Consider the following 24,770-nt stretch of genomic DNA (forward strand, 5'->3'; position numbering starts at 1 on the left):
ATGACCGCGGTCGACCCCATCTCCGGCACCATCCCGCCCTCCGGCGTGCAGACGGGCAGCACCACGCCCCCGACGGAGCGCAAGAAGACTCTCGACTCCGAGGTGTTCCTGAAGCTGCTGGTCACACAGCTCACGAACCAGGATCCGAGTTCGCCCATGAACACCAACGAGATGATCTCGCAGACCACGCAGCTGGCCTCGATGGAGCAGTTGACCGCGCTCACGGCGACCTCGACCGAGAGCTTCGCGCTCAGCATGCGCCAGACCGCAGCCGCTCTGATCGGCCATGAAGCGCAGTACGTCGATGAGAAGGGTGTCACACAGAAGGGCATCGTCACCTCGGTGTCCTACGCCGGCGCCGTGCCCCTCGTCACCATCGGCGACGCCTCCATCCCGCTTGACGCCGTCTCCGGCGTCGCCCTCGCTCCCCGTTCGCAGTCCTGACCAGTCCCTTCCAGAAAGGCATCACCATGCTCCGCTCTCTGTTCGCCGGAATCTCGGGTCTGCGTTCGCACCAGACCATGCTCGACGTCACCGGCAACAACATCGCCAACGTCAACACGACCGGATTCAAGGCCTCGGCCGTGCAGTTCCAGGACTCGCTCTCGCAGCTCGTGCGCAACTCGATGATGCCGCAGCAGGCCGCCGGCGGTCAGAACCCCGCCCAGGTCGGTCTCGGCGTGCAGGTCGCCGGCATCAGCACGAACTTCGCCTCCGGGGCTCCGCAGCCCACCGGGGTGCCGACCAACCTCATGATCGCCGGCGACGGGTTCTTCGTCGTGCGCTCGGGTGGCGAGACCCTGTACACCCGCAACGGCGGCTTCTCGTTCGACGCGAGCGGCAAGCTGGTCTCGGCGGACGGCGCTCTCGTGCAGGGTTGGACGGCCCAGAACGGAGTGATCGTGCCCGGTCAGGGCATCGGCGACATCCGCCTTCCGGTCGGAGCGCTCAGCCCTGCCACCGCCACCACCACCGCCCGCGTCACCGGCAACCTGCCCTCCGGTGCCACCGTCGGCGAGCAGCTGGTGCGCGACATCAAGACCTACGACGCCGAGGGCACGGCCACGTCGCTCCGTCTCACCTTCACCCGCACCGCCACGGGCTGGAACGTCACCGAGCCCGGCGGCACCAACACCGCCCTCACGTTCACCGACGGCAAGCAGCCGGCGGCCTCCTCCATCGTCTCCGGCGGGGTCACGGTCGACCTCTCGGCGGTCACCGGGTTCGCCGACGTCAGCGATGTCGCGATCAAGGAGCAGAACGGCAAGCCGGCCGGCACGCTGAGCTCGTACGCGCTGATGAACGACGGCAGCCTCGTCGGCACGTTCAGCAACGGCGACACCGAGGTGCTCGCCCGCGTCGCACTGGCAGGATTCGTCAACCCGGGCGGACTCGAGAAGGCCGGATCCTCCCAGTACCGCCCGAGCGGGAACTCCGGAGAGCCGACGCTCGGTCAGGCCGGCACCGACGGGCTCGGCGGCATCATCAGCGGCGCGCTCGAGATGTCGAACGTCGACCTGTCGCAGGAGTTCACCAACCTGATCGTCGCGCAGCGCGGCTTCCAGGCGAACGCCCGCATCATCACCACCAGCGACGAGGTGCTGCAGGAGCTCACGAACCTCAAGCGCTGAGTCGGTGAGACTCTGCGGAGTCTCGGTCGGTGGGTGGCGGCGCGGGTCGCCACCCACCGCTCCCTAACCGAATTCGCGGAGCTCCGATGTCATCTCACCGCCGGCATCGCCCGTGTTGACGGTGCCCTTCGGCTCGAAGAGGATCGCGTGCACCTCCTGATCGGCGCGCGGGCAGTGCTCGACGCCCTTCGGGACGACGAAGACATCGTTCGGTCCGAGCACGACATCGCGGTCGCGCAGCTGGATCGTCAGCTCTCCGTGCACCACCATGAAGAGCTCGTCGGTATCGGGGTGGGTGTGCCAGACGAACTCGCCGAGCAGTTTGACGACCTTGACGTCGTAGTCGTTGATGCTCGTCAATCGATGCGGCTGCCAGTGCTCGGTGATGCTCGCCAGCGCCGCCTGCACGTTCCGTGTGTCTTCGTCCACCCCGTCAGCCTAGGCCGCCGGGTTTCGCCGGTACTGTCGTCTGAGGGAGAACGGAGCCGGTCATGAACGCGGTCGACGCTGTCGGCACAATCGCCGAGGTCCTCTCGTGGATCGGCCTCGGCATCGGGCTCCCGCTGCTCGCGATCGTGCTCCTGGTGAAACTGCACGACGGCTCCTGGGTGCCGCACGAGGTGGTCATCGTCGAGGACGACGGCGGCCGGGCGCGAGCACGCTGGTTCGCCGCCGGCGACTTCTGGGAGCGCCCGCTGCGCGCGGAGGAATCGGTCCATTGGCACGGGCGGGAAGAAGCCGACGCGTTCCTCAGTGAACGGCACCCGAGCCTGATGCGGTTCGAACCCCGACGGCCCCTGCTGCATGCGTTCCAGGTGCTGGGGATCACGCTGGCCGGGGTCGGCGCGGCCTCCGTCATCCTGTCGATCGTGCTCCTCTTCCTCGGCTGAACGGATGCGGTGTCCGCTGAGAGGGATCCCGGGCAGGATGGAGGCATGCCCGAATCCCCGCTCGCCTCCCGCCCCTGGCTCGACTCCTATGCGGAGGGTGTCCCCGCGGAGATCGCGGAACCGTCGCAGACTCTGCCGGAGATGCTGTCGGCGAGTGTGAAGTCTTTCGGGCGGCGCCCGGCACTGGACTTCTTCGGAGCGGTCACGACCTATCGCGAGCTCGGGGAGCAGGTCGAACGGGCGGCAGAGAGTCTGCGGCGCCTCGGCGTCGGCCACGGCGACAGGGTCGCGCTGGTGCTGCCCAACTGCCCACAGCACGTGGTCGCCTTCTACGCGATCCTCCGGCTCGGCGCGATCGTGGTCGAGCACAACCCGCTCTACACCGCGCGCGAGCTGCGGCATCAGTTCGAGGATCACGGCGCCCGCGTCGCGGTCGTGTGGGACAAATCGGTCGACACGGTCGCCGGATTCCCCGACGATGTCAGGGTCGAGCACATCGTGAGCGTCGACATCACCACGGCGATGCCGCTGTCGAAGCGCCTCGCGCTCCGCCTGCCCCTGCCCCGGGCCCGCGAGGCCAGGGCGAAGCTCACGGGCGCCCCGAAGGCGCGGCACCTGATCGCGTGGAAGAGCCTCGCCGATCACCGACGCCTCTCCCGACGGGTGGCGGGACCGGGCCTGGAAGACATCGCCCTGCTGCAGTACACGAGCGGGACGACGGGTGTCCCGAAGGGAGCGATCCTCACGCACGCGAATCTCCGTGCCAACGCGATGCAGGGACGGGCGTGGGTACCGGGTCTCGTCGACGGCGAGGAGACGTTCTACGGCGTGCTGCCGCTGTTCCACGCCTACGGCATGACCCTGTGCCTCACCTTCGCGATGAGCATCGGCGCGCGACTCGTCCTCTTCCCGACGTTCGACCTCGGATTGGTCACCGCGGCGGCACGTACGACGCCGCCCACCTTCCTTCCCGCCGTGCCGCCGATCTACGACGCGCTCGCACGTGCGGCCGCCCGCGGGACCATCGACCTCTCGACGGTCCGCTTCGCGATCTCCGGGGCCATGAGCCTTCCGGTGGCCACCGTGAAGCGCTGGGAGGAAGCGACCGGTGGCCTGCTCGTCGAGGGCTACGGCATGACCGAGAGCTCACCGGTCGCGCTCGGCAATCCGATGGGTCCCACCCGTCGCCCCGGCACCGTCGGGGTGCCCTTCCCGAGCACGGAGATCCGCGTCGTCGATCCGGCTGACCCTGCGGTCGACCTGCCCGCCGGCGAGCCCGGAGAGCTCCTCATCCGTGGACCGCAGGTCTTCCAGGGGTACTGGGGGCGTCCGGGCGAGACGGCAGATGCCCTGCTGCCGGACGGCTGGCTCCGATCCGGCGACATCGCCCAGGTCTCCTCCGACGGGTTCGTGAGCATCGTCGACCGCCTCAAGGAGCTCATCATCACCGGCGGGTTCAACGTGTCTCCCAGCGAGGTGGAAGACGCGCTGGTCGCCCACCCCGATGTCGTCGCCGCGGCGGTCGTCGGCCTGCCGCGACCCCACGGCGGAGAAGAGGTTGCCGCCGCCGTGGTGCTCCGCGACGGTGCGGCCCTCGACGTGGATGCGCTGCGCGACTTCTGCCGCACCCGGCTCACCCCCTACAAGGTGCCTCGTCGGATCACCGCCGTCGACGACCTCCCCCGGTCGCTCATCGGCAAGGTGCTGCGTCGTCAGGTGCGCGACCGCCTGCTCGCCGACCGCTGAGCCGTCTCGGTCGCACAGCGAGCACGAAGCATCTCGGAGCGACACCCACGTGATCGCAGTTCCGCCGGTTGGCCCTTCAGCTGCCCATCTCCGCCTGGATCCGCCGGTCGAGGTCGTCGAGCTCCGCGAGCAGTTCGGCGGCGACCCAGACACGGTCCCGCTTGCGTCCGGTGATCTCTTGTACGAATCCTGCCGCTTCGAGCTGAGCGATGGCCTTGTAGGCCTGTTGCTCCGACGAACTCGCGCTTCTGCTCCCCCGCCGACGGAAACTTCGTCGCGCGCACCTCCCTGAACCGGGCTCGGCTAACGTCCGACCGCCGCCGGCCGACAGTCACCCCCGACAGCCCAGGACGGGCCGTCGGGTCCGTGCTCCCCGGAACACGGACGGATCTTTCCAGGATGGAGCCCATGATCGTCCTCACGCGCCTGAACCGTTCGCGGTTCGCGGTGAATCCCGACCTGATCGAACGTGTCCAGGCCACGCCGGACACGACGCTCATCATGGTCGACGGTGCGACCTTCGTCGTCACCGAGACGATGGATGACGTGATCGCGCAGATCACCCGGTTCCGCGCCGGAGTGCTCGCCACGGCCGCCGCTCTGATCAGCACCGCCGGATCGGATTCCGCCGCCCCCGATGCCGAGGTCGGTCTCTGATGGATCCGTCTCTCATCCTCGGACTGGTCCTCGCGTTTGGCGCACTGATCGCCATGATCAACCTCGAGGGCGCCACCATCGGATCACTGCTGATCCCCGCCCCGATGGTGCTGGTCTTCGGAGCCACGATCGCCGTCGGCATCGCGAGCGGCACGGTGCGCGATGCGCTGCATGCGGTCAAGTCGCTCCCCCGCGCCTTCCGCGGCGAGCGCCGCACCGCGTCGAGCATGATCGACACGGTGGTCGGCTACGCCGAGAAGGCGCGCGCCGAAGGGCTCCTCGCCCTCGAGCAGGGACTCGAGGACGAGAAGGACCCGTTCCTGCGCCAGGCACTGCAGAGCATCGCGGACGGGACCGACGCCGAAGACCTGCGAACGCTGCTGGAGGATGAGCTCACATCGACCGCCGCCCGCAACCGCACCGCCTCACGTTTCTACATGACGCTCGGCGGCTTCGCACCCACGGTCGGCATCATCGGCACCGTCGTCTCCCTCACGCACGTGCTGGAGAAACTCGACAAGCCCGACACGCTCGGTCCCATGATCGCGACAGCGTTCGTCGCGACACTGTGGGGTCTGCTCTCGGCCAACTTCATCTGGTTGCCCATCGGCGGACGCCTCCAGCGTCTCGGCGAGCTCGAACTCGAACGCATGACCGTGCTCATGGAGGGCATGCTCGCGATCCAGGCCGGCGCACCGCCGCAGTTCGTCGGCGAGCGCCTGCGAGCCCTCGTGTCCGAACGCTCCTCCGCCCGCTCCGGCCGGAAGGCCCGCACCCGAGCAGCCGAGGAGACGGAGCAGGCGTCATGAGCGTCCGTGCCCGTCGCCGCGTGCCGCAGGAGGAGCACAGCGGTCCGGACGAGCGGTGGATGGCGTCATACATGGACATGGTCACGGTGCTGATGTGCATGTTCATCGTGCTGTTCGCGATGTCGACCGTCGACCAGGAGAAGTTCGAGGCTCTCAGCGCCTCCCTCGCGACCGGCTTCGGGCAGGAGCCCTCGGACGAGATCGACGCCACGACAGGCGTGGTCGTGCCTCCCGAACTGGTCGATGAGAAGGGCGAGGACTTCGCCGACATCGACCTCGCCGCTGCGCAGACCGAGTTCAACGAGCTGTCGGCGCTGCGTGAGCGCCTGCGTCAGGTGCTCGCCCAGAACGGTCTCGAAGCCGACGTCACCTTCACGATCGATGAGCGCGGCCTCACGATCGGCCTCGTGAGTGCCGAGACCTTCTTCGACACGAACAGCACGACGCTCAGTGCGAAAGCGCTCCTCGTCCTCGACGCGCTCGGCTCGGTGCTGGTCACCACCGCCAACGAGATCTCGGTCGAGGGCCACGCCGACGTGCGCGGATCGGTCGCCCCGTACCCCACGAACTGGGAGCTGTCCGCCGGACGCTCCACCCAGGTGCTGCGGCACCTCGTCGAGGCCTCGGGGCTGCCGCCCGCGCACCTGAAGTCGGTCGGATTCGGCGACACGAGGCCGGTCGCCCCAGGCGACTCCCCCGATGCCCTGGCCCAGAACCGACGGGTCGACATCGTCGTCCTCTCCGATGCGGACGAGGAGGTGCGCGCGCTCATCCCCCAGGCACAGGCGGGAAAGCCGTCCTCCTGACCCGCCTTCTCACCTAACGCACGCCGTTCACCGCCCGATAGTCCGGTTCGTGGTGATCGAGGACAGCGTGCGCTCCGACGTGCGCGCGGGAACGGCGACGAAGAGCGCCGACGTCGAGGTGTACGACTTCGGCCGTTCGGCAACCCTCTCGCGCGAGCACACCCGAGCCCTGGAACTGGCCTTCGAGACCTTCTCCCGCCAGTGGTCCGCGCAACTCTCGGCGAAGATCCACGTGCGCGCCACCATCGCGGTCGAGCACGTCGGCATGATGACATACGGCGAGTACGCCCAGTCGCTGCCGACGACGACCACGATGATCGTGTGCGCCCTGCCCGACTCGGAAGAGCGCCTCATCGTGCAGCTGCCGACCTCCGCCGCGACCGCCTGGATCGTGCAGATGGTGGGCGGACGAGCTTCCGCAGCCTCAGAGGACCGCACGTTCACCCCGATCGAGCAGGCCCTGATCCGATCGCTGATCGTCGACGCGATCGACCACCTCACCGGTGCGCTCGACGGTCTTCTCCCCACCGGGGTCGCCTTCAGCGGCATCCAGTACAGCTCGCAGTTCGCCCAGGTGGCGGCATCCGGCGAACCCGTCATCGTCGCACGGTTCTCGATGCGGCTCGCCGGTCGCACCGTGCCGACGAGCGTGATGCTGCCGGCCTCCGTGCTCGCCGGTTTCACCGTGCGTCCGTCCGACGACGAGCGCACCGCGGCACCCGCCCGGATCCGTCGCCAGGTCGAGATCGCCCCGGTCGAAATCGCGCTGCGACTCGCACCGCGAGCCGTGCTGCCCCGCGAGGTCCTGGATCTGTCCGTCGGCGACGTCATCGCGTTCCCGCACTCCGCCGATCGTCCGATGGTCCTCTCCGTCGGTGATCAGACCGTCGCCACGGCGGCCGTCGGCAGTGCCGGAGCGCGCCTGGCCTGCGTCGTCACCACCACCGTCCCCGATCCCGCTTTCGCCGAGGAGCCCGCGTGACCAGCACCACCACCTACGAGTCCGCCGTCGCCGCCGCCTTCGCCGCATCGTTGCCGACCGCCTCCCCTCTCGTCGCGCGCGCCTCGCAGGTCTCCGGCGACACCGGCGACGCCCTGGTCGTGCAGTTCGTCGGCGAGGCGAGCGCGCAGTTGGCGGTGCAGCTGTTCGAACCCGAGATCCTGGTCGACGGCCTCGGCGGCACGCCCCTGGCCGACCGGCTGCGCGACGCGCTGGAGAGCGCGACCAGCGCGCTCGGTGCCGGTGCCCTCGGCGCAGGCACGGTCGGCGATGCCTCCTCCCTCTTCGCCGACCCGGCCGTGCAGCTCTTCGACCTCCAGGACGACGCCGACCACACGGTCGGCCGGCTCGCCGTCGTCGTGACGCGCGCGCCCGCCGGTGCCTCCTCGTCCTCGCGGCGGCTGCACCGCATCGCGGGCGTCGAGATGGAGCTCACCGTCGAGATCGGGCGCACCAGGATGGCGGTGCGCGATGTGCTCGATCTGGAACCGGGACGCATCGTCGAGCTCGATCGCTCCGCCGGCGCTCCGGCCGACATCAAGCTCAACGGACGCATCATCGCGCACGGCGAGGTCGTCGTCGTCGACCAGGACTATGCGGTGCGGATCACCCGCATCCTCGAGAACGTCGAGGCCTGACCCTGGACGACCTCCTGCTCGGCCTACGGGTCGTGCTCTCGCTCGCCGCAGTGCTCGGGGTGCTGTGGTTCCTGCAGCGACGCGTCGCGCGCACGCAGGCGCGTCGCCGCGACAGCGAGGCGATCACGGTGCTCGGGCGCCAGGGGGTCGGCCCGAAGGCGCAGATCGTCGTGATTCAGACGGAGGACGCCCGGTACGTGCTCGGCGTCACCGAGCACGGCGTGAACGTCGTCGACCGTCTGCCGGTCAGACCCGCAGATGAGCCGGAGGAGACCGCACGGTCGACGTGGTCGGCGACGACGTCAGAGGCGGCGTCCGACGCCGAGGAGTTCGACCGCATCCTCGCCGCCACCGCCCTGACCGAATCGGCGGGCGGCCCTCCCGTGACCCCGGCGCCGCAACGCCGGGTCCGTCACCGGAACGACCCGCTGCGTGGCTCCATCCTCTCCCCCGAAACCTGGCGGCAGACCGCCGAGGCCATCCGGCGCACCCGATGAGCGTCGCCCGTGGGGTCGTCGACGGGCGCGCGCTGCGGCGAATCGCACTGATCCTCGCCGCGGCCGCGGTGCTGGTCGTCGTGATGACGCTCCTGTCGGGCACGGCCGCCCACGCACAGGTGACCCCGGACGACCCGGGCGAGGGCGTCACGATCGACATCAACGGCGTCGACGGCGGTCCGTCCGGCTCGATCCTGACCCTGCTGGGCATCACCCTGCTCTCGGTCGCCCCCGCGCTCCTGCTGATGATGTCGTCTTTCACGAAGATCTTCGTGGTGCTGGCGATGACCAGGAATGCCCTCTCGCTGCCGACCATCCCGCCCAACCAGGTGCTGGCCGGCCTGTCGCTCTTCCTGTCGCTGTTCATCATGTGGCCGGTGCTCACCGAGATCAACACGGTGGCAGTGCAGCCCTACATCGACGGCACGCTCACCTTCACGCAGGCCATCGACGTCGGCCAGCTGCCTCTGCAGGAGTGGATGCTCCGCTTCACGCGCGAAGAGGACCTCGCCCTGATGACCCGGATGGCGGGTCAGCCCAACCCCGAGGACCCTTCGAGCGTCCCGATGTACACGCTCATCCCCGCGTTCATGATCTCCGAGCTGCGGGCCGCGTTCATCATCGGCTTCGTGATCTTCGTCCCGTTCCTGGTCATCGACCTCGTCGTGGCCGCGGCGCTGATGTCGATGGGCATGATGATGCTCCCGCCCGTGATGATCTCGCTGCCGTTCAAGATCCTGCTGTTCATCCTCGTCGACGGCTGGGGGCTCATCATCCGGGCGCTGCTCGAGAGTTACGGAGGGGTGGGATGAGTCCCGAAGCCGTCATCGACATCGGAACGCAGGGGCTGCTCATCGCGGCGAAACTCGCCGCGCCCGTGCTGGTCACCGCCCTCGTGGTGGGCTTCGCCATCTCGCTGCTGCAGTCGATCACGCAGGTGCAGGAGGTGACGCTGTCGTTCGTGCCGAAGATCGTCGCCGTCGGGATCGCCCTGCTCATCGCGGGCAACTGGATGATCGCGGAGATGATCGCCTTCACGAACGAGATGTTCGCCCGTATCCCCTCGCTGCTGAGCGGATGACGACGTGTACATCCCGATCGACTTCGCCTGGCTGGAAGCCACGATGCTCACCGCCGTGCGCATCACGGCCTTCATCATGATCGCCCCGCCGTTCTCGTACGGGGCGATTCCGGTGCGGGTGAAGGCGATGCTCGCGATCGGGCTCTCCCTCGCGGTGGGCACGGCCGTGGCCCCCGGCTACGTGAACCTCGACACCGGCCCGTTCCTCGGGGCCCTGGTTCTGCAGCTGGTCACCGGTGCCCTGCTCGGCTTCCTCGTGCTGTTGTGCTTCTCGGCGCTGCAGGCGGCCGGCAGCCTGATCGACGTGTTCGGCGGGTTCCAGCTCGCTCAGGCTTTCGACCCGCACTCGCTCGTGAACGGCGCCCAGTTCACCCGGCTCTTCCACCTGACCGCGCTGACGCTGCTGTTCGCGTCCGGCGGGTATCAGCTGATCCTGGCCGGGCTCGCCCGCAGCTTCGAGGCCGTGCCCGTCGACGGCATGTTCCAGGCGGCGGGACCCGCAGAGCTCCTCGTCGACGGGGTCTCGCAGATGGTGCTCGCCGCCGTGCAGATCGCCGGGCCCCTGGTGCTCGTGCTGTTCCTCGCCGATGTCGGGCTGGGACTCATCACCCGCGTCGCTCCCGCGCTGAACGCGTTCGCGATGGGCTTCCCGGTCAAGATCCTGCTGACGCTGCTGCTCGCGGGCGCCGTCTACGCCGTCCTCCCCGGCATCGTCGATTCCCTCGCCGCGCAGGCCCTGCGCATGATGCAGGGGGTGCACGAATGAGCGGTACGGACAGCGGCGAACGCAGCGAGAAGGCGACGGACAAGCACCTCAGCGAGGCCCGCAAGAAGGGGCGGCTGTCACGCAGCCAGGATCTGACCGCCTGGCTGGGGATCGGCGCGGCGGCCGTCACGATGCCGGCGGCCATCGCCCTGGGGGCTTCGGCGGGAACCGAGCAGCTGCTCACACTGACGTCCCTGGTCGATGCTCCGACACCGCAGGCGGCTCTGGCGGCCCTCGGGCGCGGACTCGCCTCCGTGCTCCCGACGCTCACCGTGATGCTGGCCGCCGTCGCGATCGTCACCCTGATCGGCGCGGTCATCCAGGGCGGGGTGCATCTGAAGCCGCTCACCGGCCGTTTCGAACAGTTCAACCTCGTCACCGGGATCCGCCGGGTGTTCGGCATGCAGGCCCTCTGGGAGGGCGCCAAGGCCCTCATGAAGACCGCGGCCATCGGCATCGCCCTCTGGTTCGTGATCGCGAGCCTGATGCCCGTGCTGACCGCGAGCGGCGCGCACTCGATCTCCCGCCTGCTCGGCACCGCGAGCGAGGGCACGACCGCGCTGCTGCAGACCGCGATCGGGGTCGGCCTGGCCCTCGCCGCGATCGACATGTTCGTGGTCATGCGCCGCAACCGCAAGCACACACGCATGACCAAGCGCGAGATCCGCGACGAGAACAAGAACTCCGAAGGCGATCCGCTGATCCGCCAGCAGCGACGTTCGCGTCAGCTCGCCGTCAGCCGCAACCGCATGATCGCGGCCGTCGCCGGCTCCGACGTCGTCGTGGTCAACCCGACGCACATCGCGATCGCCCTGCGGTACGAGCCCGGCCGCGCCGCCCCCAAGGTCGTCGCCAAGGGCAGCGGGGTGATCGCCGAGCGCATCCGCGACGAGGCCGTGCGCGCCGGTGTGCCGCTGGTGCGCGAGATCACCCTCGCCCGGGCCCTGCACGCCGCGTGCGAGCTGGGCCAGGAGATCCCCGAAGACCTGTACAACGCCGTGGCACGCGTGCTCGTGTTCGTCGACTCGCTGCGACGACGCGGGGCCGCGCGCGGCATCCACTCCCTTCCCTACCGGAGGACCGCATGAGACAGCTGCTTCCCAAGCTCGGGGTGCCGATCGGCGTCGTGGGCATCATCATGCTCCTCGTCGTGCCGGTGCCGCCGTTCCTGCTCGACATCCTCATCATCCTGAACATCATGTTCGCGCTCGTGATCCTGCTCACGTCGATGTTCGTCAAGAAGCCGCTCGATTTCTCGGTCTTCCCCTCGCTGCTGCTCGTGGCGACGCTGTTCCGGTTGGGACTGAACGTCGCCTCGACCCGTCTGGTGCTCGGCGAGGCGTACGCAGGGCAGGTGATCGAGGCGTTCGGCGCCATCGCGGTCGGCGGCTCGCTCATCATCGGCGCCGTCGTGTTCCTCATCCTGGTCGTCATCCAGTTCGTCGTGGTGACGAAGGGCGCAGAGCGCGTCGCCGAGGTCGGTGCACGATTCACGCTCGATGCGATGCCCGGCAAGCAGATGGCCATCGACGCCGATCTCAACGCCGGACTCATCACCGATGCGGAGGCGCGCGAGCGTCGCGCCGAGGTCGCTGCCGAGGCCGACTTCTACGGAGCGATGGACGGTGCGTCCAAGTTCGTGAAGGGCGACGCGATCGCCGGTCTCGTCATCATCATCATCAACGTCGTGGGCGGCATCGCCATCGGCATCGTGCAGCACGGCATGACGATCGACGAGGCCGTGAACACCTACAGCCTGCTCACGATCGGTGACGGTCTGGTCACGCAGATCCCGGCGCTGCTGATGGCGGTCTCCACCGGCATGATCGTGACCCGCTCCACGGCGGAGGCGGAGATGGGGACGGCGGCATCCGCCCAGCTCGGCCAATCCCGCAATGCGCTCATCATCGCCGGCTGCGCCGCGATCATCATGTCGCTCATCCCGCACATGCCGATGCTGCCGTTCGTCGCGATCGGCGCCCTCCTCCTCCTCATCGCCCAGCGCATCAAGGCGACCCAGAAGCGCGAGGAGGCGGCCGCCGCCGCGCAGAGCCCCTCCGCCGCCCCGGCCGACCAGCCCGAGGAACTCATCGAGAAGATGCGCGTGCATCCGCTCGAGATCCTCCTGGCCCCCGACATCATCGATCTGGTCACCGGCGGACCCGACGATCTGCTCGCGCGTGTCAAGGCCCTCCGACGCCGGATCGCCCTCGATCTCGGGCTCATCGCGCCGCCCGTCCGTACCCGCGACAGCATCGAGCTGCCGCAGGCGACCTACGTGATCCGCATCGCCGGTGTCGAGACCGGCCGCGGCACGGCGCCGGTGGGTTCCGTGCTCGCCCTCGGGCAGGGGCTGGACAGCCTCCCCGGCACCGCGACGCTCGACCCGGTCTTCGGGCTCGAAGGCAAGTGGATCCCGATGGAGATGCGCCACAGCGCCGAGTTCGCCGGTGCGACCGTGATCGACAGGGCGAGCGTGATCATCACGCACCTGTCCAGTGTGATCCACGCCCACGCTGCACGCCTGCTCAGCCGCGAAGACGTGCGCCAGCTCACGGACGCCCTCAAACAGGTCTCCCCCGCTGCCGTCGAGGAGCTCACGCCTGCGCTGATGTCCCTGGCCGAGGTCCAGCGCGTCCTGCAGGGCCTCCTCGCCGAACGGGTGCCGATCAACGACCTCAGCCGCATCTATGAGGCGCTCGCCCTGCGCGCCAGGGTCTCCACCGACCCCGAGGGCCTGATCGAAGCCGCACGGGCCGCGCTCGGCCCCGCGATCGCCGCCCGGTTCGCGGATGCCGGCACCCTGCGCGTGGTGATGATCAACCCGATGCTCGAACAGGCGATGCTCGAGAGCCTGCGCCCGGGCGACGACGGCAGCCAGATCGTGTTCGATCCGCAGCGCATGGAGGCGGTGGTGGATTCCGTGAAGCAGGCCGTCGCCTCGGTACACGAGGGCGGCGAGCCGGTGCTGGTGTGCGCACCGTCGCTGCGGCCGGCCGTGCGACGCCTCGTCTCGGCGCAGACGGACGGCCTCCCTGTGCTCTCGTACACCGAGGCGACCGCGGCCGCCCTCACGATCGAGACCGTCGGTGTCGTACGAGACATCCCCACGCCGTCGGTCGGCGTCGTCCCCGCAGCACTAGGCTGAACGAATGCTGGTTTTGACGAGGCGGATCGGTGAGAGCGTGCGCATCGACGGCGACATCGAGATCACGCTGCTCGAGATCAAGGGCGACAGCGTGCGGATCGGCGTGAAGGCACCGCGCGAGACGCGCATCCAGCGCACCGAGATCATCGAGGCGGTCGTCGCCGAGAACGTGTCCGCCGCCGCGGAGACCGATGCCGAGGCCGAAGGAGCGATCGCCGCCGCCCTCGCCCGCGGCCGGGAATCCCGCCCCGCCTAGCCGGACATCTCCTCAGGCCGACGTGAGATCCGCCGCGGTGGCGCGCTTCCACTGATCGCCGCCGGCATCCCGCGCCCTGACCGCTGCTCTGCCCGCCGCGGCGACGAGGGCGTCGTAGTCGTAACCGACGACCGAGGCGGTCGCCCAGCCGATGCTCGCCGAGGATCGGATCCCGGTGACCGCCGTCTCCCTGTCGATCACCGAGATGCGGGTCAGGATCCCCCGCAGGTGGTGCCGGACCGACTCGTCGCCACCGCGGATGACGACGATCGCGCGACCGTCGGCGACCCGATCGGCGTCGGCCGACGCGGGGAGCCCCTCCTGGATGTCGTGATGGAAACGGTCGACGATCATGGCGAACGCGGAACCCGTCGACGCCTCCCGGAGGTCGGCCGGATCGTCGAGCCGGATGTCGAGGACCGACCACGGCAGGTCGTTCTGCGCCTCGGCCTTGCGGAGCCGGCGACGGGCGCGGTCGGCGATGTCATCGGCGTCCCTCGTCTTCTGCTCCGAACGCACCAGCAGCACCAGGGTGAACGCCGCGCACGTGCTCACCACCACCGTGCCGACGGCATTCATACCGCGCAGTGCGCTCAACTGCGCCTCGGTGCCGGCGCCACCGGAGACCAGGGCGGACACGGCGCTCACGACCGCCACCACGACGAAGCCGCATGAAGCGAGGGCCAACGGCAGCACGATGTCCCTGACGGCCGGCCTGTCCCGCAGCAGCTCGTAGGCCACCAGGCCTGCGAAGACGGCGCTCCCGAGGAAGACGAGCTGGAACGAGGGCAGATACCAGACGCTGCCGGCCGTGGCCACCAGGAGCGTGGGAGAGACCAGGATGAAGACGACGACCGGCCACCAGCGCGCTCGCCGACCGAGGTGCATCCGCAGGCCGATCCAGACCAGCGGTTCGAAGCAGAGCATCAACGCGGAAGCGGCTCCGCGCAACACCGGTTCCTCGGTCTGCTGGCCCGCGAGCCAGAGGTAGGCCGCCAGCATCCCCAGGCCGAAGGCCGCTCCCCAGGTCACCGTCGCCTTCGACGGGCGGGCGAGGGTGCCGAGGCCCACGACCATCACCGTGAGCACGGTGACGACGGCCACCATGCTCGTCGTGATGTCGACGTTGACGGGGACGAGCGGGTTCACGTCTGCACCTCTTCCGGGGAACGCGGCGGGAAGCGGAGTGTCACCCGGGTGCCGACCGCGATCTCGCTGGAGACGTCGATGCTGCCCTCATGCGCAGCGACGATCTCGCGCACGATCCCCATTCCCAGTCCCGTGCCGCTGATGCCGGCACGCACAGCGCTCTCGGTGCGGAAGTAGGGCTCGAACACCCGTGACAGATCCTCCGGGGTCATCCCGAATCCGTCGTCGACGATCGTGACCTCCGCCTGACCCGTCGTGGCCGTCCCCAGACCGATTTCGATGCGCCCTCCTGCAGGGGTGTACTTGGCGGCGTTGCTGAGGAGGTTGTCGAGCACCTGCCGCAGCCGGAAGGGATCGCCCGAGATCACCAGGCGTGCGGCGCCCCCGATCCCGAGCTCCTGTCGGTTGCCGGCGATGACGGGTGCGTACGAGGCGGCCGCCGCCTCGACGACCTCGCGCAGATCGACCGGGGCGAACGGCTCCTGCGCGGAGCGGCTCGTCTGCTGCAGGATGCTCGAGACCAGGTCCTGCATCCGCTCACCCGCGTGCGCGATGATCTCGAGCTGCGCCGGCACGCGTCCCGGCAGGTCGTCGCGCTCGCGGAGCAGATCGACGTGACCGAGGATCGCGGTGAGCGGATTTCGCAGTTCATGGGAGACGACCGCATTGAAGGTGCGTCGTTCCTCGTCGACTTCGAGCAGCGCCGTCACGTCGTCGATCACGACGAGCGTGATGTCCTCGCCCTCTCCCGCGGTGGCCATCGGCTGTGTGCTCACCTCGAGCGCACGCCACTGTCCCGTGCCGTCGAACAGCCACACCCGTTCCGCCTGCAGCCGCTCGCCACCGGCGGCTCGGGCGAGCGAGGTGCGCGATGGCGGAAGCGCCGTGCCACGCCGCGCGTCGTACTCGACCGCGGCCGAGGGCAGAGCGGCACCGAAGCGATCACGACCGTAGAGCGTGCGGTAGGCGTCGTTCATCTGCAGGACGCGCCCGCCAGTCGTCACGACCACGAGCGCCACGCTCAGCGCGTCGACGATCTGCGTGACGCGTCGCTGGTTCGCCTCCGCCCGCTCGGCGGCGCGGTTGACCTGCTCGGATCGGCGCTGCAGGAGGCGGCGCGCGGCGCGGGAGCGCTGCGCGCCGATGCGGACCGTCACCCCGAGGAAGCCCAGGGTGATCACGAGGGTGAGCAGCCGTAGCAGGATGTCGGCCGGGGTACCGCTCTGATCGGCGAACAGCACGAGAGTGGCGCTGATGAAGGCGATGCCTCCGAGCACCCAGGGCATCGTGAAGTAGCTGGCCAGCCACACGACGGGAAAGACCCAGAGGAACCCGAGGCGGAGGTCGGGAGCGTTGGTCGTGAAGCCCACGGCGAGCGCGTCCAGGAGCGGCACGACGGTGGCGGCCGTGCGCGGGAGCCGGTGCCACGGCAGCGCCAGGGTCATGAGCGTGGTGACGATCACGAGACCGACGCCGGCGACCACCAGTGGGTTGGCGAAGGTCTGCGGCTTGAACGCGGTGATCATCACGACGATCGCCACGATGCTGCCGGTGAAGACGAGCTGCCAGCGCCAGATAGACACAGTGCGGACCATCAGCGCTCACCCTCCCCCTCGAACCTCAGCTTTGCCGCAAGATTACTCAAAGATCGATGCAGCCCGCTCTTCAGGCGGCCTCGCACCCCTAGCATTCTGAGTGGGGGCCGATACTGCGACTGGGGAACAACGCAGACGCTGGGGCCACGCGAGTGGGGATTCGCAGGCAACCGGGGCCGTGGTTGGGGAACCACGGTCCCGCCCCGCGGCATTCACGGACCATCGGCCGGCGTGAGACGATAGCCGACGCCGCGCACCGTCTCGATGTAGCGCGGCTGCGTCGTGCTGTCGCGGAGCTTGCGCCGCAGATTGGCGATATGGGTCTCAATCGCCCGTTTGTCCGGCTCGCTCACGTACTCGCTCGAGCCCTCGGGTGCCCCGCGCAACCCTCGCGCGAGATCGGCTTTGCTGCGCACGCGGAGCCCGGCCTCGAGCAGCATCGCGAGCAGGTCGAACTCGGTCGGCGTGAGGTCGATGCGCCGCTGCCCGATCAGGACCATCCGTGTGTCGAGGTCGAGGCTGAGATCCCGATGGACACGGCCCCGCCAGGTGAGGACGGTGGCACCGTCTGCCGCCGGGTCGGGCTCGACCGCCGCTCGTCCGGTCTCCGGGAGCCGGGGAAGCACGGAGCGGGGTTCGGAAGGGTGGGGTTCCGAGGGGCGGGGATCGGCGACGCGGGGGCGCCGCAGCAGCGCCTCGATGCGCGCACGCAGTTCGCGCGGACGGAACGGCTTCACCAGATACTCGTCTGCTCCGGACGTGAGGCCGAGGACAACGTCGGACTCCTCGGAGAGCGCGGAGAGCATGATGATGAAGGTGTCGCTGATCCGCCGGATGCGTCGTGCGACCTCGAAGCCGTCGATGCCGGGGAGATTGATGTCGAGCGTCGTGATCACCGGGTGGTGCTGCTCGATGGCCGCGAGCCCCTCCAACCCGGAACCGGTGAGGATCGTCTCGAAACCGGCGGCGAGGAACACCTCTTCCAGGAGGGATCGCACATCGGGGTCGTCCTCGACGATCACGGCGACGAGAGCGCGATCCACGGCCGGGGTCATGCGATGCTCTCTCGCACGATCGTGACGACCCTCGGCGCGTCGGCGTCGAGCTCCGACGGGTCCAGATCGGAGGATCCGACCGGGCGCTCCACCTCGACATCCCACCACGAGTCGGCCAGTTCCTCGGCCATACCGCGTCCCCACTCCACCACCACGACCGATCGCTCGAGGTCGAGATCGAGGTCGTCGAGCTCCGCGGCGGAACCGAGCCGGTAGGCGTCGACATGCACGAGTGGCGCTCCGCCGACCAGCGAGGGATGCGTGCGGGCTATGACGAAGGTCGGACTCTGCACGGGACCGCGCACTCCGAGCCCCTCGGCGAGGCCGCGGGTGAACGTGGTCTTCCCCGCGCCCAGCGGGCCCGTCAGGACGAGCAGGTCGCCGGCTTCCAGCTGTTCCCCGATCCGCACGCCCAACTGCTCCATCGCGTCGGCGGTCGCGATCTCTCGTCGACCGAGGAACGCAGGGTCCACGCTCACGAGGTCCGCCGGGGGACGCGCGGACCGATGCGGGTGACGATCTCGTAGTTGATGGTGTCGGCGGCATCCGCCCAGTCCGTCGCGGACGGTACGCCGAGGGTGGGGTCGCCGAACAGGACCACCTCATCGCCGATCGAGACCGGAGCGTCTCCGACGTCGACGACGAACTGGTCCATCGCGATGCGTCCCACGTTCACGAACCGGCGTCCGCCGATCGAGACCGGGAGCTTTCCCGATGCGTTCCGCGGCACCCCGTCGGCGTATCCGAGAGGCACCAGGACCAACGTCGTGTCGCGGTCGGTGCGATGGTCGTAGCCGTAGGAGACGCCGGTTCCTGCGGGCACTCTGCGGACGGCGGCGATCGCACCGCGGAGCGTCATCGCCGGGCGCAGACCGAGCTCCGCGGAGCTGCGGTCGTCGAACGGCGAGAGGCCGAAGAGCCCCACGCCGATGCGCACCGCGTCGAGGCGCATCTCCGGCAGGTCGATGGCGGCGGCCGTCGCAGCGATGTGCCGGATCTCGGGGCGGATGCCGAAAGCCGCCGCCGCGGCGACGCCTTCCTCGAACTTCGCGAGCGCAGCTCTGTCGTCGTCGACCGACGTGTTGGAGAGGTGGCTGAACAGCCCGACGATGCGCAGGCGTCCGATGCGCTCGAGGCGCGCGGCCTCGGCCAGCACGCGGCCCCAGTCGGCGGGGGCGATGCCGTTGCGCGACAGCCCGGTCTCGAACTTCAGGTGCACGCCGACCGGACGGTCGACCGTGGCGGCAGCTCCGGCCGCCTCGAGCTGGTCGAACGACGAGATCCCCACCTCGATGTCCTCCGCGGCGGCGTGCTCGAATCGTTCCCCCGGCGCGTGCAGCCACGCCATGATCGGTGCACGCACGCCCTGTCGGCGCAGTTCGAGCGCCTCGGGGATCTCGGCGACGCCGACGCGGGTGGCACCGGCGGAGAGCGCCGCGACGGCCGCCGCCGCCGCGCCGTGGCCGTAGGCGTTGGCCTTCACGATGGCGATCACCTCGACCCCGGTGAGTCGTCGGAAATGACGCACGTTGTCGGCGATCGCGTCGAGATCGATGGTCGCTTCGCGGAACGGGACGGTCACAGCGGTGCTCCTTCGGCGACGACGAACGCTGCGGCGAGACCGGCGTCGTGGGTGAGTGTCAGATGCAGCGTCAGGATGCCGCGTTCCTCGACGACGGCGGCCGTCGAGCCGGAGAGCACGAAATGCGGGCGACCAGACGGCTCCGACGCGATCTCGATCTCGGTCCAGTGCACGCCGTCCGAGCCACCGAGCGCCTTGATCAGCGCCTCCTTGGCCGCGTAGCGGGCGGCGAGGGACGGAAGGCGGAGGGTGCGCTCCGGCGGGGCGAAGAGCCGTTCGCGCAATCGCGGCGTCCGTGCCATCGTCCGCTCGAATCGCGGGATGTCCACGAGGTCGATTCCGGTGCCGATGATCACCCGTTCAGCCTACCGAGCCTGATTCCGGTTGAAATCGCCCAAATGGCTCCGTTTCCACTGGAAACGAAGCCATTCGCGCGATTCGGAGGGCGGGTCTACTCGACCGTGACCGACTTGGCGAGGTTACGCGGCTGGTCGACGTCGAGGCCCTTCGCCGTGGCCAGCGCCATCGCGAAGATCTGCAGCGGCACGACCGCGAGCAGCGGCTCGAACATCGCTCCGGCGAGCGGGATGTGGATGACCTCGTCGGCGAACGGCAGCACGGCGGCGTCGCCTTCCTCGGCGATCACGATCACCCGGGCACCGCGCGCGCGGATCTCCTGGATGTTCGAGACGACCTTGGAGTGCACGAGCGCGGAGTGGCGCGGCGACGGAACCAGCACGAACACCGGCTGCCCGGGTTCGATCAGTGCGATCGGTCCGTGCTTGAGCTCGCCGGCGGCGAAGCCCTCGGCGTGGATGTAGGAGATCTCCTTGAGCTTGAGAGCACCTTCGAGGGCGATCGGGTACCCGACGTGGCGTCCCAGGAACAGCACCGAGCGGGTGTCGGCCATCCACCCGGCGAGCTGGGTGACGTGCTCCTGCTCGCTCTCGAGCACCTTGGCGATCTTGTCGGGAAGCGCAGCGAGTTCGTCGACGTCGACCGAGGCATCGGCGACCGCACCGCGCACCCGGCCCATGTGCAGGCCCAGCAGCAGGAGCGCGGTGATCTGCGCGGAGAACGCCTTGGTCGAGGCCACGGCGACCTCGGGGCCGGCATGGGTGTACACGACGGCATCCGACTCGCGCGGGATCGTGGCGCCCTGCGTGTTGCAGATCGACAGGGTGCGCGCACCGCGTTCCCTGGCGTACTTCACGGCCATCAGGGTGTCCATGGTCTCGCCCGACTGGCTGATCGACACGACGAGGGTGTCGGCGCCGATCACGGGGTCGCGGTAGCGGAACTCGTGGGCGAGCTCCACGTCGACGGCGACACGTGCCCACTGCTCGATCGCGTACTTGCCCACCAACGCCGCGTATGACGCCGTGCCGCAGGCGGTGATGATCACGCGGTTGATACCCACGAAGAGCTCGTCCAGTCCGTCGAGCTCCGGGATGACGACCTGTCCGTCGTGGATGCGACCGCGGATGGTGTTGGCGACGGCCTCGGGCTGCTCTGCGACCTCCTTGGCCATGAAGCTCGACCATCCGCCCTTCTCGGCAGCGGCGGCATCCCACGACACGTCGAACGGCTCGGGCTCGACGGGCGTACCGGCGAAGTCCATCACGGTGACGGCGTCGGGGGTGATCGAGACGATCTGATCCTGGCCGATCGCAAGCGCCTTGCGCGTGTGCTCGATGAACGCGGCGACGTCGGAGCCGAGGAAGTTCTCGCCCTCACCGAGTCCGATCACGAGCGGGGAGTTGCGGCGGGCGCCGACCACCAGACCGGGGTGGTCCTGGTGCATCGCCAGCAGGGTGAACGCACCTTCGAGGCGGTTCACGACGCTGCGGAAGGCGAGCTGCAGGTCGCCGCCGTTGCCGGCGTACTCGCGTCCGAGGAGCGCAGCAGCGACCTCGGTGTCGGTCTCACTGCGGAACACGACGCCGTCGGCGAGGAGCTCGTCGCGCAGTGCGGCGAAGTTCTCGATGATGCCGTTGTGGATGACGGCGAGCTTGTCGTCGTCGGCAAGGTGCGGGTGCGCGTTGCCGTCGGTCGGTCCTCCGTGGGTCGCCCAGCGGGTGTGCCCGATACCGGTCGACCCGTCAGGGAGCGGCGCGTCGGCGAGCGAATCGCGCAGCACGGCGAGCTTTCCCGCCTTCTTGCGCATGCCGAGCGAGCCGCCGCCATCGATGACGGCGACACCCGCCGAGTCGTATCCGCGGTACTCCAGGCGTGCGAGGCCTGCGAGAAGGATCTCCTGGCTGGGGCGCGGGCCCACGTATCCGACGATTCCACACATGCGATCAAGAGTAAGACGAGTTTTTTGCGAGTCGTCCGTACATTCTTCCGCCCCGTCGCGGGTCGCACGCGGGGTCAGAGCTTGCGCAGCAGCACCGTCTCGACATCGTGGTCGGCACCCTTGCGCAGCACCAGGCGCGCGCGGTGCCTGGTGGGCATCACGTTCTCGATGAGGTTGGGCATGTTGATCTCGTTCCAGTAGCCGAGAGCCGTCGTGATCGCCTCGTCGTCCGTGAGGTGCGCGAACACGTTGAAGTAGGACGAAGGGTTACTGAAGGCCGCCTGCCGGAGTGCGAGGAAGCGGTCGACGTACCACTTCTCGATATGCGACGTATCGGCGTCGACGAAGATCGAGAAGTCGAACAGGTCGCTCACGGCGACATCGTTCGGAGCCGGCGGCGGCTGCAGCACGTTCAGCCCCTCCACGATGACGACGTCGGGGCGACGCACCACGACGTTCGCGTCCGGCACGATGTCGTAGCGCATGTGCGAGTAGAACGGGGCGCGCACCTCGGTGGCACCGCTCTTGACCTCGGTGAGGAACTCGATCAGCGCGCGCCGGTCGTACGACTCGGGGAAGCCCTTGCGGTCCATGATCCCGCGGCGCTCGAGCTCGGCGTTCGGGTACAGGAAGCCATCCGTGGTGACCAGCTCCACCCGCGGCGTCCCCGGCCAACGGCTCATGAGCTCGCGCAGCAGACGGGCGATGGTCGACTTGCCCACCGCCACGGAACCGGCCACGCCTACGACGAACGGCGTCGTGGTGTCGTCCTCCTGGAGGAAGGAGGAGGTCGCCGCCCCCAGCCGTTTCGTCGCCGTGGCGTACAGGCTCAGCAGGCGGCTCAGGGGCAGGTACACCTCGCGTACCTCGGTGAGCGAGAGACGGTCCCCGATACCGCGGAGCTCGACGACCTCGGTCTCGGTGAGCGGCTGGTCGAGCCCGGCCGCGAGCCGCGCCCATTCCGCGCGTCCGATCTCCCGATAGGGCGACAGCGGCAGTGTGGGGTCGGCGGTGGTCACGGAGTACATCGTATCCGGGGGGCGAGTAGTCTCTTCCCGTGCGCCTGGGAGTCCTCGACATCGGATCCAACACCGTCCACATGCTCGCTGCCGACGTCCGTCCCGGTGGACGGCCGCTCGCGACGACGAGCGATAGGACGGTGCTGCGCCTCATGCGCTATCTCACCCCCGACGGCTCCATCTCGGAGGAGGGCGTCGCCGCGCTCGAGGAAGCGGTCGCGCAGGCACGGCGTGTGGCCGAGAGCGAGCGTGTCGACGCGCTGCTGGCCACCGCGACGAGTGCGGTTCGCGACGCGCGCAATGGCAGCGAGGTCATCGCCCGTATCGAAGCAGCCCTCGGCCAGCCGTTGCAGGTGCTCGACGGTGAGACCGAGGCCGAGCTGACGTTCCTCGCGGTACGGCGCTGGTTCGGCTGGTCCGCCGGTCAGATCCTGCTCCTCGACATCGGCGGCGGCTCGCTGGAGATCGCCGCCGGCGCGGAGGAGATGCCGGACGCGGCCGCGTCCGTTCCGCTCGGCGCCGGACGCATGACGGTGCAGTTCCTGCCGCACGATCCTCCGGGCGAGGCCGAGGTGGAGCGGCTGCGCGCGCACGCGACGACAACCTTGGCCGATGTGCTGCCGCGGTTCGTCGCCCTCCCCCGCCCAGACCATGTCGTCGGATCGTCGAAGGCGATCCGCTCCCTTGCCCGCCTGGTCGGCTACCCGGTACCGGGATGGTCGGGAAGCGAGCGGATGCTGCTTCCCCGCGCCGCCCTCGGGTCGTGGATCCCGCGCCTCGCACGCCTTCCCGCCTCCGCGCGGCAGGAGCTGCCGGGCATCACTCCGGACCGGACGTTCCAGATCGTGGCCGCCGCGGTCTCTCTGCATACGGCGATGACGGCCCTCGACGTCGACGAGCTCGAAGTGTCGCCATGGGCTCTGCGCGAAGGCGTGCTGCTGAGGTACATCGAACAGCTCAGCTGGTCCGCCTCTCGAACCTGAGCGGAGTCCGCCCCTCGAACATGAGCGGAGGACGACGCGGCACGAACACGCCCTGTTGCCGCGTACCTCCGTGCGGGTATCCTCTGACGAAGCGAGCGCCTCTCCCGCGGTCGCAGACCGCTGGCGGGAGGTACGAGCCCGGCGAGCCGACCTCATCGTTCGGCGCCGCCCATCGATCATCGGCGTCGGGGGGTGCTGAGTGAGTCCGGGAGAGGCATTGGCCATCGGCTCGGCCGAACTGATCTCGCACGGCGTACGCGCAGTCGACGATCCGGCGACGATCCGCGCGACGCGGCGGACGCCCGGGCCTGTGATCCTGCTGTCGATGCAGGGCACGGCGACCGAACTGGCGATCGACACCACCACCGCGCACCCGCACCACGCCGTCTTCGCCTTCGTGGAGGCAGGGGGATTCTCGGCGAAGGAGCAGCACGGCCCGTGGGTGCCGCTCGGCAACGGGCTCGTGATCGCCCCGCCCGGGATCGACCAACGTGTTCGGTGCGACGGTGCCTGGCGCATCATCGCCGCCTATGTTCCCCGCTCCGCGCTCGGGTCGTTCGTCGCGACGCTGCCCGCCACCAGTCGAGTCCTCGAAGAGCGGCGCCCGTTGGATCGCGCCATGCAGGCGTTCATCGAGCAGGTCCTCACCGTCGACGACGACGCGACGGCGATCGAGCGATATGCCATGGAGCATCTGATCGTGGAGATGAGCGGAGCGATCCTGCTCGACCGCGTCGACACGGCGTCCCCGCAACGCTCTCCCCACGCCGCGCTGCGCGACCGCGCCATCGCCGTGATCGCACAGCAGTGCGGCGACCCGGCGTTGAATCCTGACCTCGTCGCCCGCGAGGTTCAGGTCTCCCTCCGTCAGCTCCAGCTGGTCTTCGCCGAAGTGGAGAACAGTGTGGCCGGCGAGATCAGACACCAGCGCGCGCGCCGCGCCCGATCGCTTCTCATCGACAGCCGTTTCGATGCGCTGAGCATCGAGCAGGTGTCCCAGCGCTCCGGCTTCCATTCCCCCATCAGCCTCCGTCGCGCGCTCCAGGAGGACTACGGAGCCACGCCGCGGGCACTGCGCGCCCACAGCGGCACGGGATCGCAGAGCGACACGGGATCACTGAGCGGCGAACGCGAGACGGCCGATCGCTGAGATCAGCGATCGG

General features: G+C 69.2%; 27 protein-coding genes. 18 read left to right on the forward strand and 9 right to left on the reverse strand.

What is annotated here, in order from left to right; genetic code table 11:
- Together ACLFA2_RS03920 and ACLFA2_RS03925 are read left to right on the forward strand one after the other, a co-directional pair.
- Entirely contained in the window at nt 1–444 is a 444-nt protein-coding gene (locus tag ACLFA2_RS03920; protein WP_426622073.1) for a flagellar hook assembly protein FlgD, read from the forward strand.
- Nucleotides 445–470: 26 nt separating this feature from the next.
- Nucleotides 471–1,631 carry a flagellar hook protein FlgE gene (locus ACLFA2_RS03925; RefSeq protein WP_021198941.1) on the forward strand — a complete coding sequence of 387 codons (1,161 nt, stop codon included), beginning with the start codon at nt 471–473 and terminating at the stop codon, nt 1,629–1,631.
- Between the two features lie 63 nt (nt 1,632–1,694).
- Here ACLFA2_RS03925 and ACLFA2_RS03930 read toward each other — a convergent pair whose 3' ends face one another.
- Nucleotides 1,695–2,060 (reverse strand): cupin domain-containing protein, encoded by a 366-nt coding sequence (locus ACLFA2_RS03930; RefSeq protein WP_167253242.1) that lies wholly within the window; start codon nt 2,058–2,060, stop codon nt 1,695–1,697.
- Between the two features lie 62 nt (nt 2,061–2,122).
- Here ACLFA2_RS03930 and ACLFA2_RS03935 point away from each other — a divergent pair, with 62 nt between their 5' ends.
- The 14 genes from ACLFA2_RS03935 (at nt 2,123) to csrA (ending at nt 13,925) form a co-directional block, all read left to right on the forward strand.
- Nucleotides 2,123–2,521: a hypothetical protein gene (locus tag ACLFA2_RS03935; RefSeq protein WP_021198946.1), complete on the forward strand. Its 399-nt coding sequence runs from the start codon at nt 2,123–2,125 to the stop codon at nt 2,519–2,521.
- Nucleotides 2,522–2,566: 45 nt separating this feature from the next.
- A complete protein-coding gene (locus tag ACLFA2_RS03940; RefSeq protein WP_426622074.1) occupies nt 2,567–4,267 on the forward strand; it encodes a long-chain-fatty-acid--CoA ligase in 1,701 nt (566 codons plus the stop codon).
- Nucleotides 4,268–4,675: 408 nt separating this feature from the next.
- Nucleotides 4,676–4,924, forward strand: coding sequence for a flagellar FlbD family protein (locus tag ACLFA2_RS03945; protein WP_021198949.1), 249 nt, complete (start codon nt 4,676–4,678; stop codon nt 4,922–4,924).
- Nucleotides 4,924–5,733: a motility protein A gene (locus ACLFA2_RS03950; protein ID WP_021198950.1), complete on the forward strand. Its 810-nt coding sequence runs from the start codon at nt 4,924–4,926 to the stop codon at nt 5,731–5,733. The genes ACLFA2_RS03945 and ACLFA2_RS03950 overlap by 1 nt, the downstream gene beginning before the upstream one ends.
- A complete protein-coding gene (locus ACLFA2_RS03955) occupies nt 5,730–6,539 on the forward strand; it encodes an OmpA/MotB family protein (RefSeq protein ID WP_029258633.1) in 810 nt (269 codons plus the stop codon). The genes ACLFA2_RS03950 and ACLFA2_RS03955 overlap by 4 nt, the downstream gene beginning before the upstream one ends.
- Before the next feature lie 49 nt (nt 6,540–6,588).
- Nucleotides 6,589–7,521, forward strand: a complete 933-nt coding sequence (locus ACLFA2_RS03960) for a flagellar motor switch protein FliM (RefSeq protein WP_051668043.1) — start codon at nt 6,589–6,591, stop codon at nt 7,519–7,521.
- A complete protein-coding gene (gene fliN / locus ACLFA2_RS03965; protein WP_021198953.1) occupies nt 7,518–8,177 on the forward strand; it encodes a flagellar motor switch protein FliN in 660 nt (219 codons plus the stop codon). Before ACLFA2_RS03960 ends, fliN begins: the two co-directional genes overlap by 4 nt.
- A gap of 32 nt (nt 8,178–8,209) precedes the next feature.
- Nucleotides 8,210–8,674: a FliO/MopB family protein gene (locus ACLFA2_RS03970; RefSeq protein ID WP_426622075.1), complete on the forward strand. Its 465-nt coding sequence runs from the start codon at nt 8,210–8,212 to the stop codon at nt 8,672–8,674.
- On the forward strand, nt 8,671–9,486 hold the full coding sequence (gene fliP, locus ACLFA2_RS03975) for a flagellar type III secretion system pore protein FliP (protein WP_021198955.1): 816 nt from the start codon (nt 8,671–8,673) through the stop codon (nt 9,484–9,486). The genes ACLFA2_RS03970 and fliP overlap by 4 nt, the downstream gene beginning before the upstream one ends.
- Nucleotides 9,483–9,755: a flagellar biosynthesis protein FliQ gene (fliQ, locus tag ACLFA2_RS03980; protein ID WP_021198956.1), complete on the forward strand. Its 273-nt coding sequence runs from the start codon at nt 9,483–9,485 to the stop codon at nt 9,753–9,755. The genes fliP and fliQ overlap by 4 nt, the downstream gene beginning before the upstream one ends.
- 4 nt (nt 9,756–9,759) lie before the next feature.
- Entirely contained in the window at nt 9,760–10,521 is a 762-nt protein-coding gene (locus tag ACLFA2_RS03985) for a flagellar biosynthetic protein FliR (protein ID WP_021198957.1), read from the forward strand.
- Nucleotides 10,518–11,609 carry an EscU/YscU/HrcU family type III secretion system export apparatus switch protein gene (locus tag ACLFA2_RS03990; RefSeq protein WP_021198958.1) on the forward strand — a complete coding sequence of 364 codons (1,092 nt, stop codon included), beginning with the start codon at nt 10,518–10,520 and terminating at the stop codon, nt 11,607–11,609. Before ACLFA2_RS03985 ends, ACLFA2_RS03990 begins: the two co-directional genes overlap by 4 nt.
- Nucleotides 11,606–13,669: a flagellar biosynthesis protein FlhA gene (locus ACLFA2_RS03995; RefSeq protein ID WP_021198959.1), complete on the forward strand. Its 2,064-nt coding sequence runs from the start codon at nt 11,606–11,608 to the stop codon at nt 13,667–13,669. Before ACLFA2_RS03990 ends, ACLFA2_RS03995 begins: the two co-directional genes overlap by 4 nt.
- A 4-nt stretch (nt 13,670–13,673) precedes the next feature.
- Nucleotides 13,674–13,925 carry a carbon storage regulator CsrA gene (csrA, locus tag ACLFA2_RS04000; RefSeq protein WP_029258637.1) on the forward strand — a complete coding sequence of 84 codons (252 nt, stop codon included), beginning with the start codon at nt 13,674–13,676 and terminating at the stop codon, nt 13,923–13,925.
- Between the two features lie 12 nt (nt 13,926–13,937).
- On the opposite strand, the gene ACLFA2_RS04005 is transcribed toward csrA, so the two are convergent.
- The 8 genes from ACLFA2_RS04005 to coaA form a co-directional block, all read right to left on the reverse strand.
- Nucleotides 13,938–15,074, reverse strand: coding sequence for a hypothetical protein (locus tag ACLFA2_RS04005; protein ID WP_029258638.1), 1,137 nt, complete (start codon nt 15,072–15,074; stop codon nt 13,938–13,940).
- Entirely contained in the window at nt 15,071–16,669 is a 1,599-nt protein-coding gene (locus tag ACLFA2_RS04010; protein ID WP_021198962.1) for a sensor histidine kinase, read from the reverse strand. The genes ACLFA2_RS04005 and ACLFA2_RS04010 overlap by 4 nt, the downstream gene beginning before the upstream one ends.
- 212 nt (nt 16,670–16,881) lie before the next feature.
- Nucleotides 16,882–17,724, reverse strand: a complete 843-nt coding sequence (locus ACLFA2_RS04015) for a response regulator transcription factor (RefSeq protein WP_426622076.1) — start codon at nt 17,722–17,724, stop codon at nt 16,882–16,884.
- On the reverse strand, nt 17,721–18,203 hold the full coding sequence (gene tsaE, locus ACLFA2_RS04020; RefSeq protein WP_426622077.1) for a tRNA (adenosine(37)-N6)-threonylcarbamoyltransferase complex ATPase subunit type 1 TsaE: 483 nt from the start codon (nt 18,201–18,203) through the stop codon (nt 17,721–17,723). Before tsaE ends, ACLFA2_RS04015 begins: the two co-directional genes overlap by 4 nt.
- Nucleotides 18,200–19,306, reverse strand: coding sequence for an alanine racemase (alr, locus tag ACLFA2_RS04025; RefSeq protein ID WP_167253232.1), 1,107 nt, complete (start codon nt 19,304–19,306; stop codon nt 18,200–18,202). Before alr ends, tsaE begins: the two co-directional genes overlap by 4 nt.
- Complete coding sequence (locus ACLFA2_RS04030) at nt 19,303–19,662, reverse strand: holo-ACP synthase (RefSeq protein WP_167253230.1); 360 nt, start codon at nt 19,660–19,662, stop codon at nt 19,303–19,305. The genes alr and ACLFA2_RS04030 overlap by 4 nt, the downstream gene beginning before the upstream one ends.
- A 95-nt stretch (nt 19,663–19,757) precedes the next feature.
- Nucleotides 19,758–21,605, reverse strand: coding sequence for a glutamine--fructose-6-phosphate transaminase (isomerizing) (glmS, locus tag ACLFA2_RS04035; RefSeq protein ID WP_426622078.1), 1,848 nt, complete (start codon nt 21,603–21,605; stop codon nt 19,758–19,760).
- A 74-nt stretch (nt 21,606–21,679) separates the two neighbouring features.
- Nucleotides 21,680–22,633 carry a type I pantothenate kinase gene (gene coaA, locus ACLFA2_RS04040; RefSeq protein WP_021198968.1) on the reverse strand — a complete coding sequence of 318 codons (954 nt, stop codon included), beginning with the start codon at nt 22,631–22,633 and terminating at the stop codon, nt 21,680–21,682.
- Nucleotides 22,634–22,662: 29 nt separating this feature from the next.
- On the opposite strand from coaA, the gene ACLFA2_RS04045 reads away from it, so the two are divergent.
- Both ACLFA2_RS04045 and ACLFA2_RS04050 read left to right on the forward strand, forming a co-directional pair.
- The gene (locus ACLFA2_RS04045) at nt 22,663–23,607 is read left to right on the forward strand and encodes a Ppx/GppA family phosphatase (RefSeq protein ID WP_347125007.1); all 945 of its coding nucleotides are present in this window, start codon (nt 22,663–22,665) and stop codon (nt 23,605–23,607) included.
- 199 nt (nt 23,608–23,806) lie between these two features.
- A complete protein-coding gene (locus tag ACLFA2_RS04050) occupies nt 23,807–24,757 on the forward strand; it encodes a helix-turn-helix domain-containing protein (RefSeq protein WP_426622079.1) in 951 nt (316 codons plus the stop codon).
- Nucleotides 24,758–24,770: the final 13 nt, after the last annotated feature.

Origin of the sequence: Microbacterium sp. As-52, assembly GCF_049949185.1 — a bacterium.
GTDB classification, from domain to species: Bacteria; Actinomycetota; Actinomycetes; order Actinomycetales; family Microbacteriaceae; genus Microbacterium; species Microbacterium maritypicum_A.

Coding starts and splice junctions, on each gene's coding strand:
- ACLFA2_RS03990 (WP_021198958.1), top strand. CDS start 10,518: ATGAGCGGTACGGACAGCGGCGAACGCAGCGAGAAGGCGACGGACAAG.
- fliP (WP_021198955.1), top strand. CDS start 8,671: ATGAGCGTCGCCCGTGGGGTCGTCGACGGGCGCGCGCTGCGGCGAATC.
- ACLFA2_RS03950 (WP_021198950.1), top strand. CDS start 4,924: ATGGATCCGTCTCTCATCCTCGGACTGGTCCTCGCGTTTGGCGCACTG.
- ACLFA2_RS03935 (WP_021198946.1), top strand. CDS start 2,123: ATGAACGCGGTCGACGCTGTCGGCACAATCGCCGAGGTCCTCTCGTGG.
- csrA (WP_029258637.1), top strand. CDS start 13,674: ATGCTGGTTTTGACGAGGCGGATCGGTGAGAGCGTGCGCATCGACGGC.
- ACLFA2_RS03955 (WP_029258633.1), top strand. CDS start 5,730: ATGAGCGTCCGTGCCCGTCGCCGCGTGCCGCAGGAGGAGCACAGCGGT.
- ACLFA2_RS03940 (WP_426622074.1), top strand. CDS start 2,567: ATGCCCGAATCCCCGCTCGCCTCCCGCCCCTGGCTCGACTCCTATGCG.
- ACLFA2_RS04010 (WP_021198962.1), bottom strand. CDS start 16,669: ATGGTCCGCACTGTGTCTATCTGGCGCTGGCAGCTCGTCTTCACCGGC.
- ACLFA2_RS03995 (WP_021198959.1), top strand. CDS start 11,606: ATGAGACAGCTGCTTCCCAAGCTCGGGGTGCCGATCGGCGTCGTGGGC.
- ACLFA2_RS03925 (WP_021198941.1), top strand. CDS start 471: ATGCTCCGCTCTCTGTTCGCCGGAATCTCGGGTCTGCGTTCGCACCAG.
- coaA (WP_021198968.1), bottom strand. CDS start 22,633: ATGTACTCCGTGACCACCGCCGACCCCACACTGCCGCTGTCGCCCTAT.
- glmS (WP_426622078.1), bottom strand. CDS start 21,605: ATGTGTGGAATCGTCGGATACGTGGGCCCGCGCCCCAGCCAGGAGATC.
- ACLFA2_RS04015 (WP_426622076.1), bottom strand. CDS start 17,724: ATGACCCCGGCCGTGGATCGCGCTCTCGTCGCCGTGATCGTCGAGGAC.
- ACLFA2_RS03945 (WP_021198949.1), top strand. CDS start 4,676: ATGATCGTCCTCACGCGCCTGAACCGTTCGCGGTTCGCGGTGAATCCC.
- ACLFA2_RS03920 (WP_426622073.1), top strand. CDS start 1: ATGACCGCGGTCGACCCCATCTCCGGCACCATCCCGCCCTCCGGCGTG.
- fliQ (WP_021198956.1), top strand. CDS start 9,483: ATGAGTCCCGAAGCCGTCATCGACATCGGAACGCAGGGGCTGCTCATC.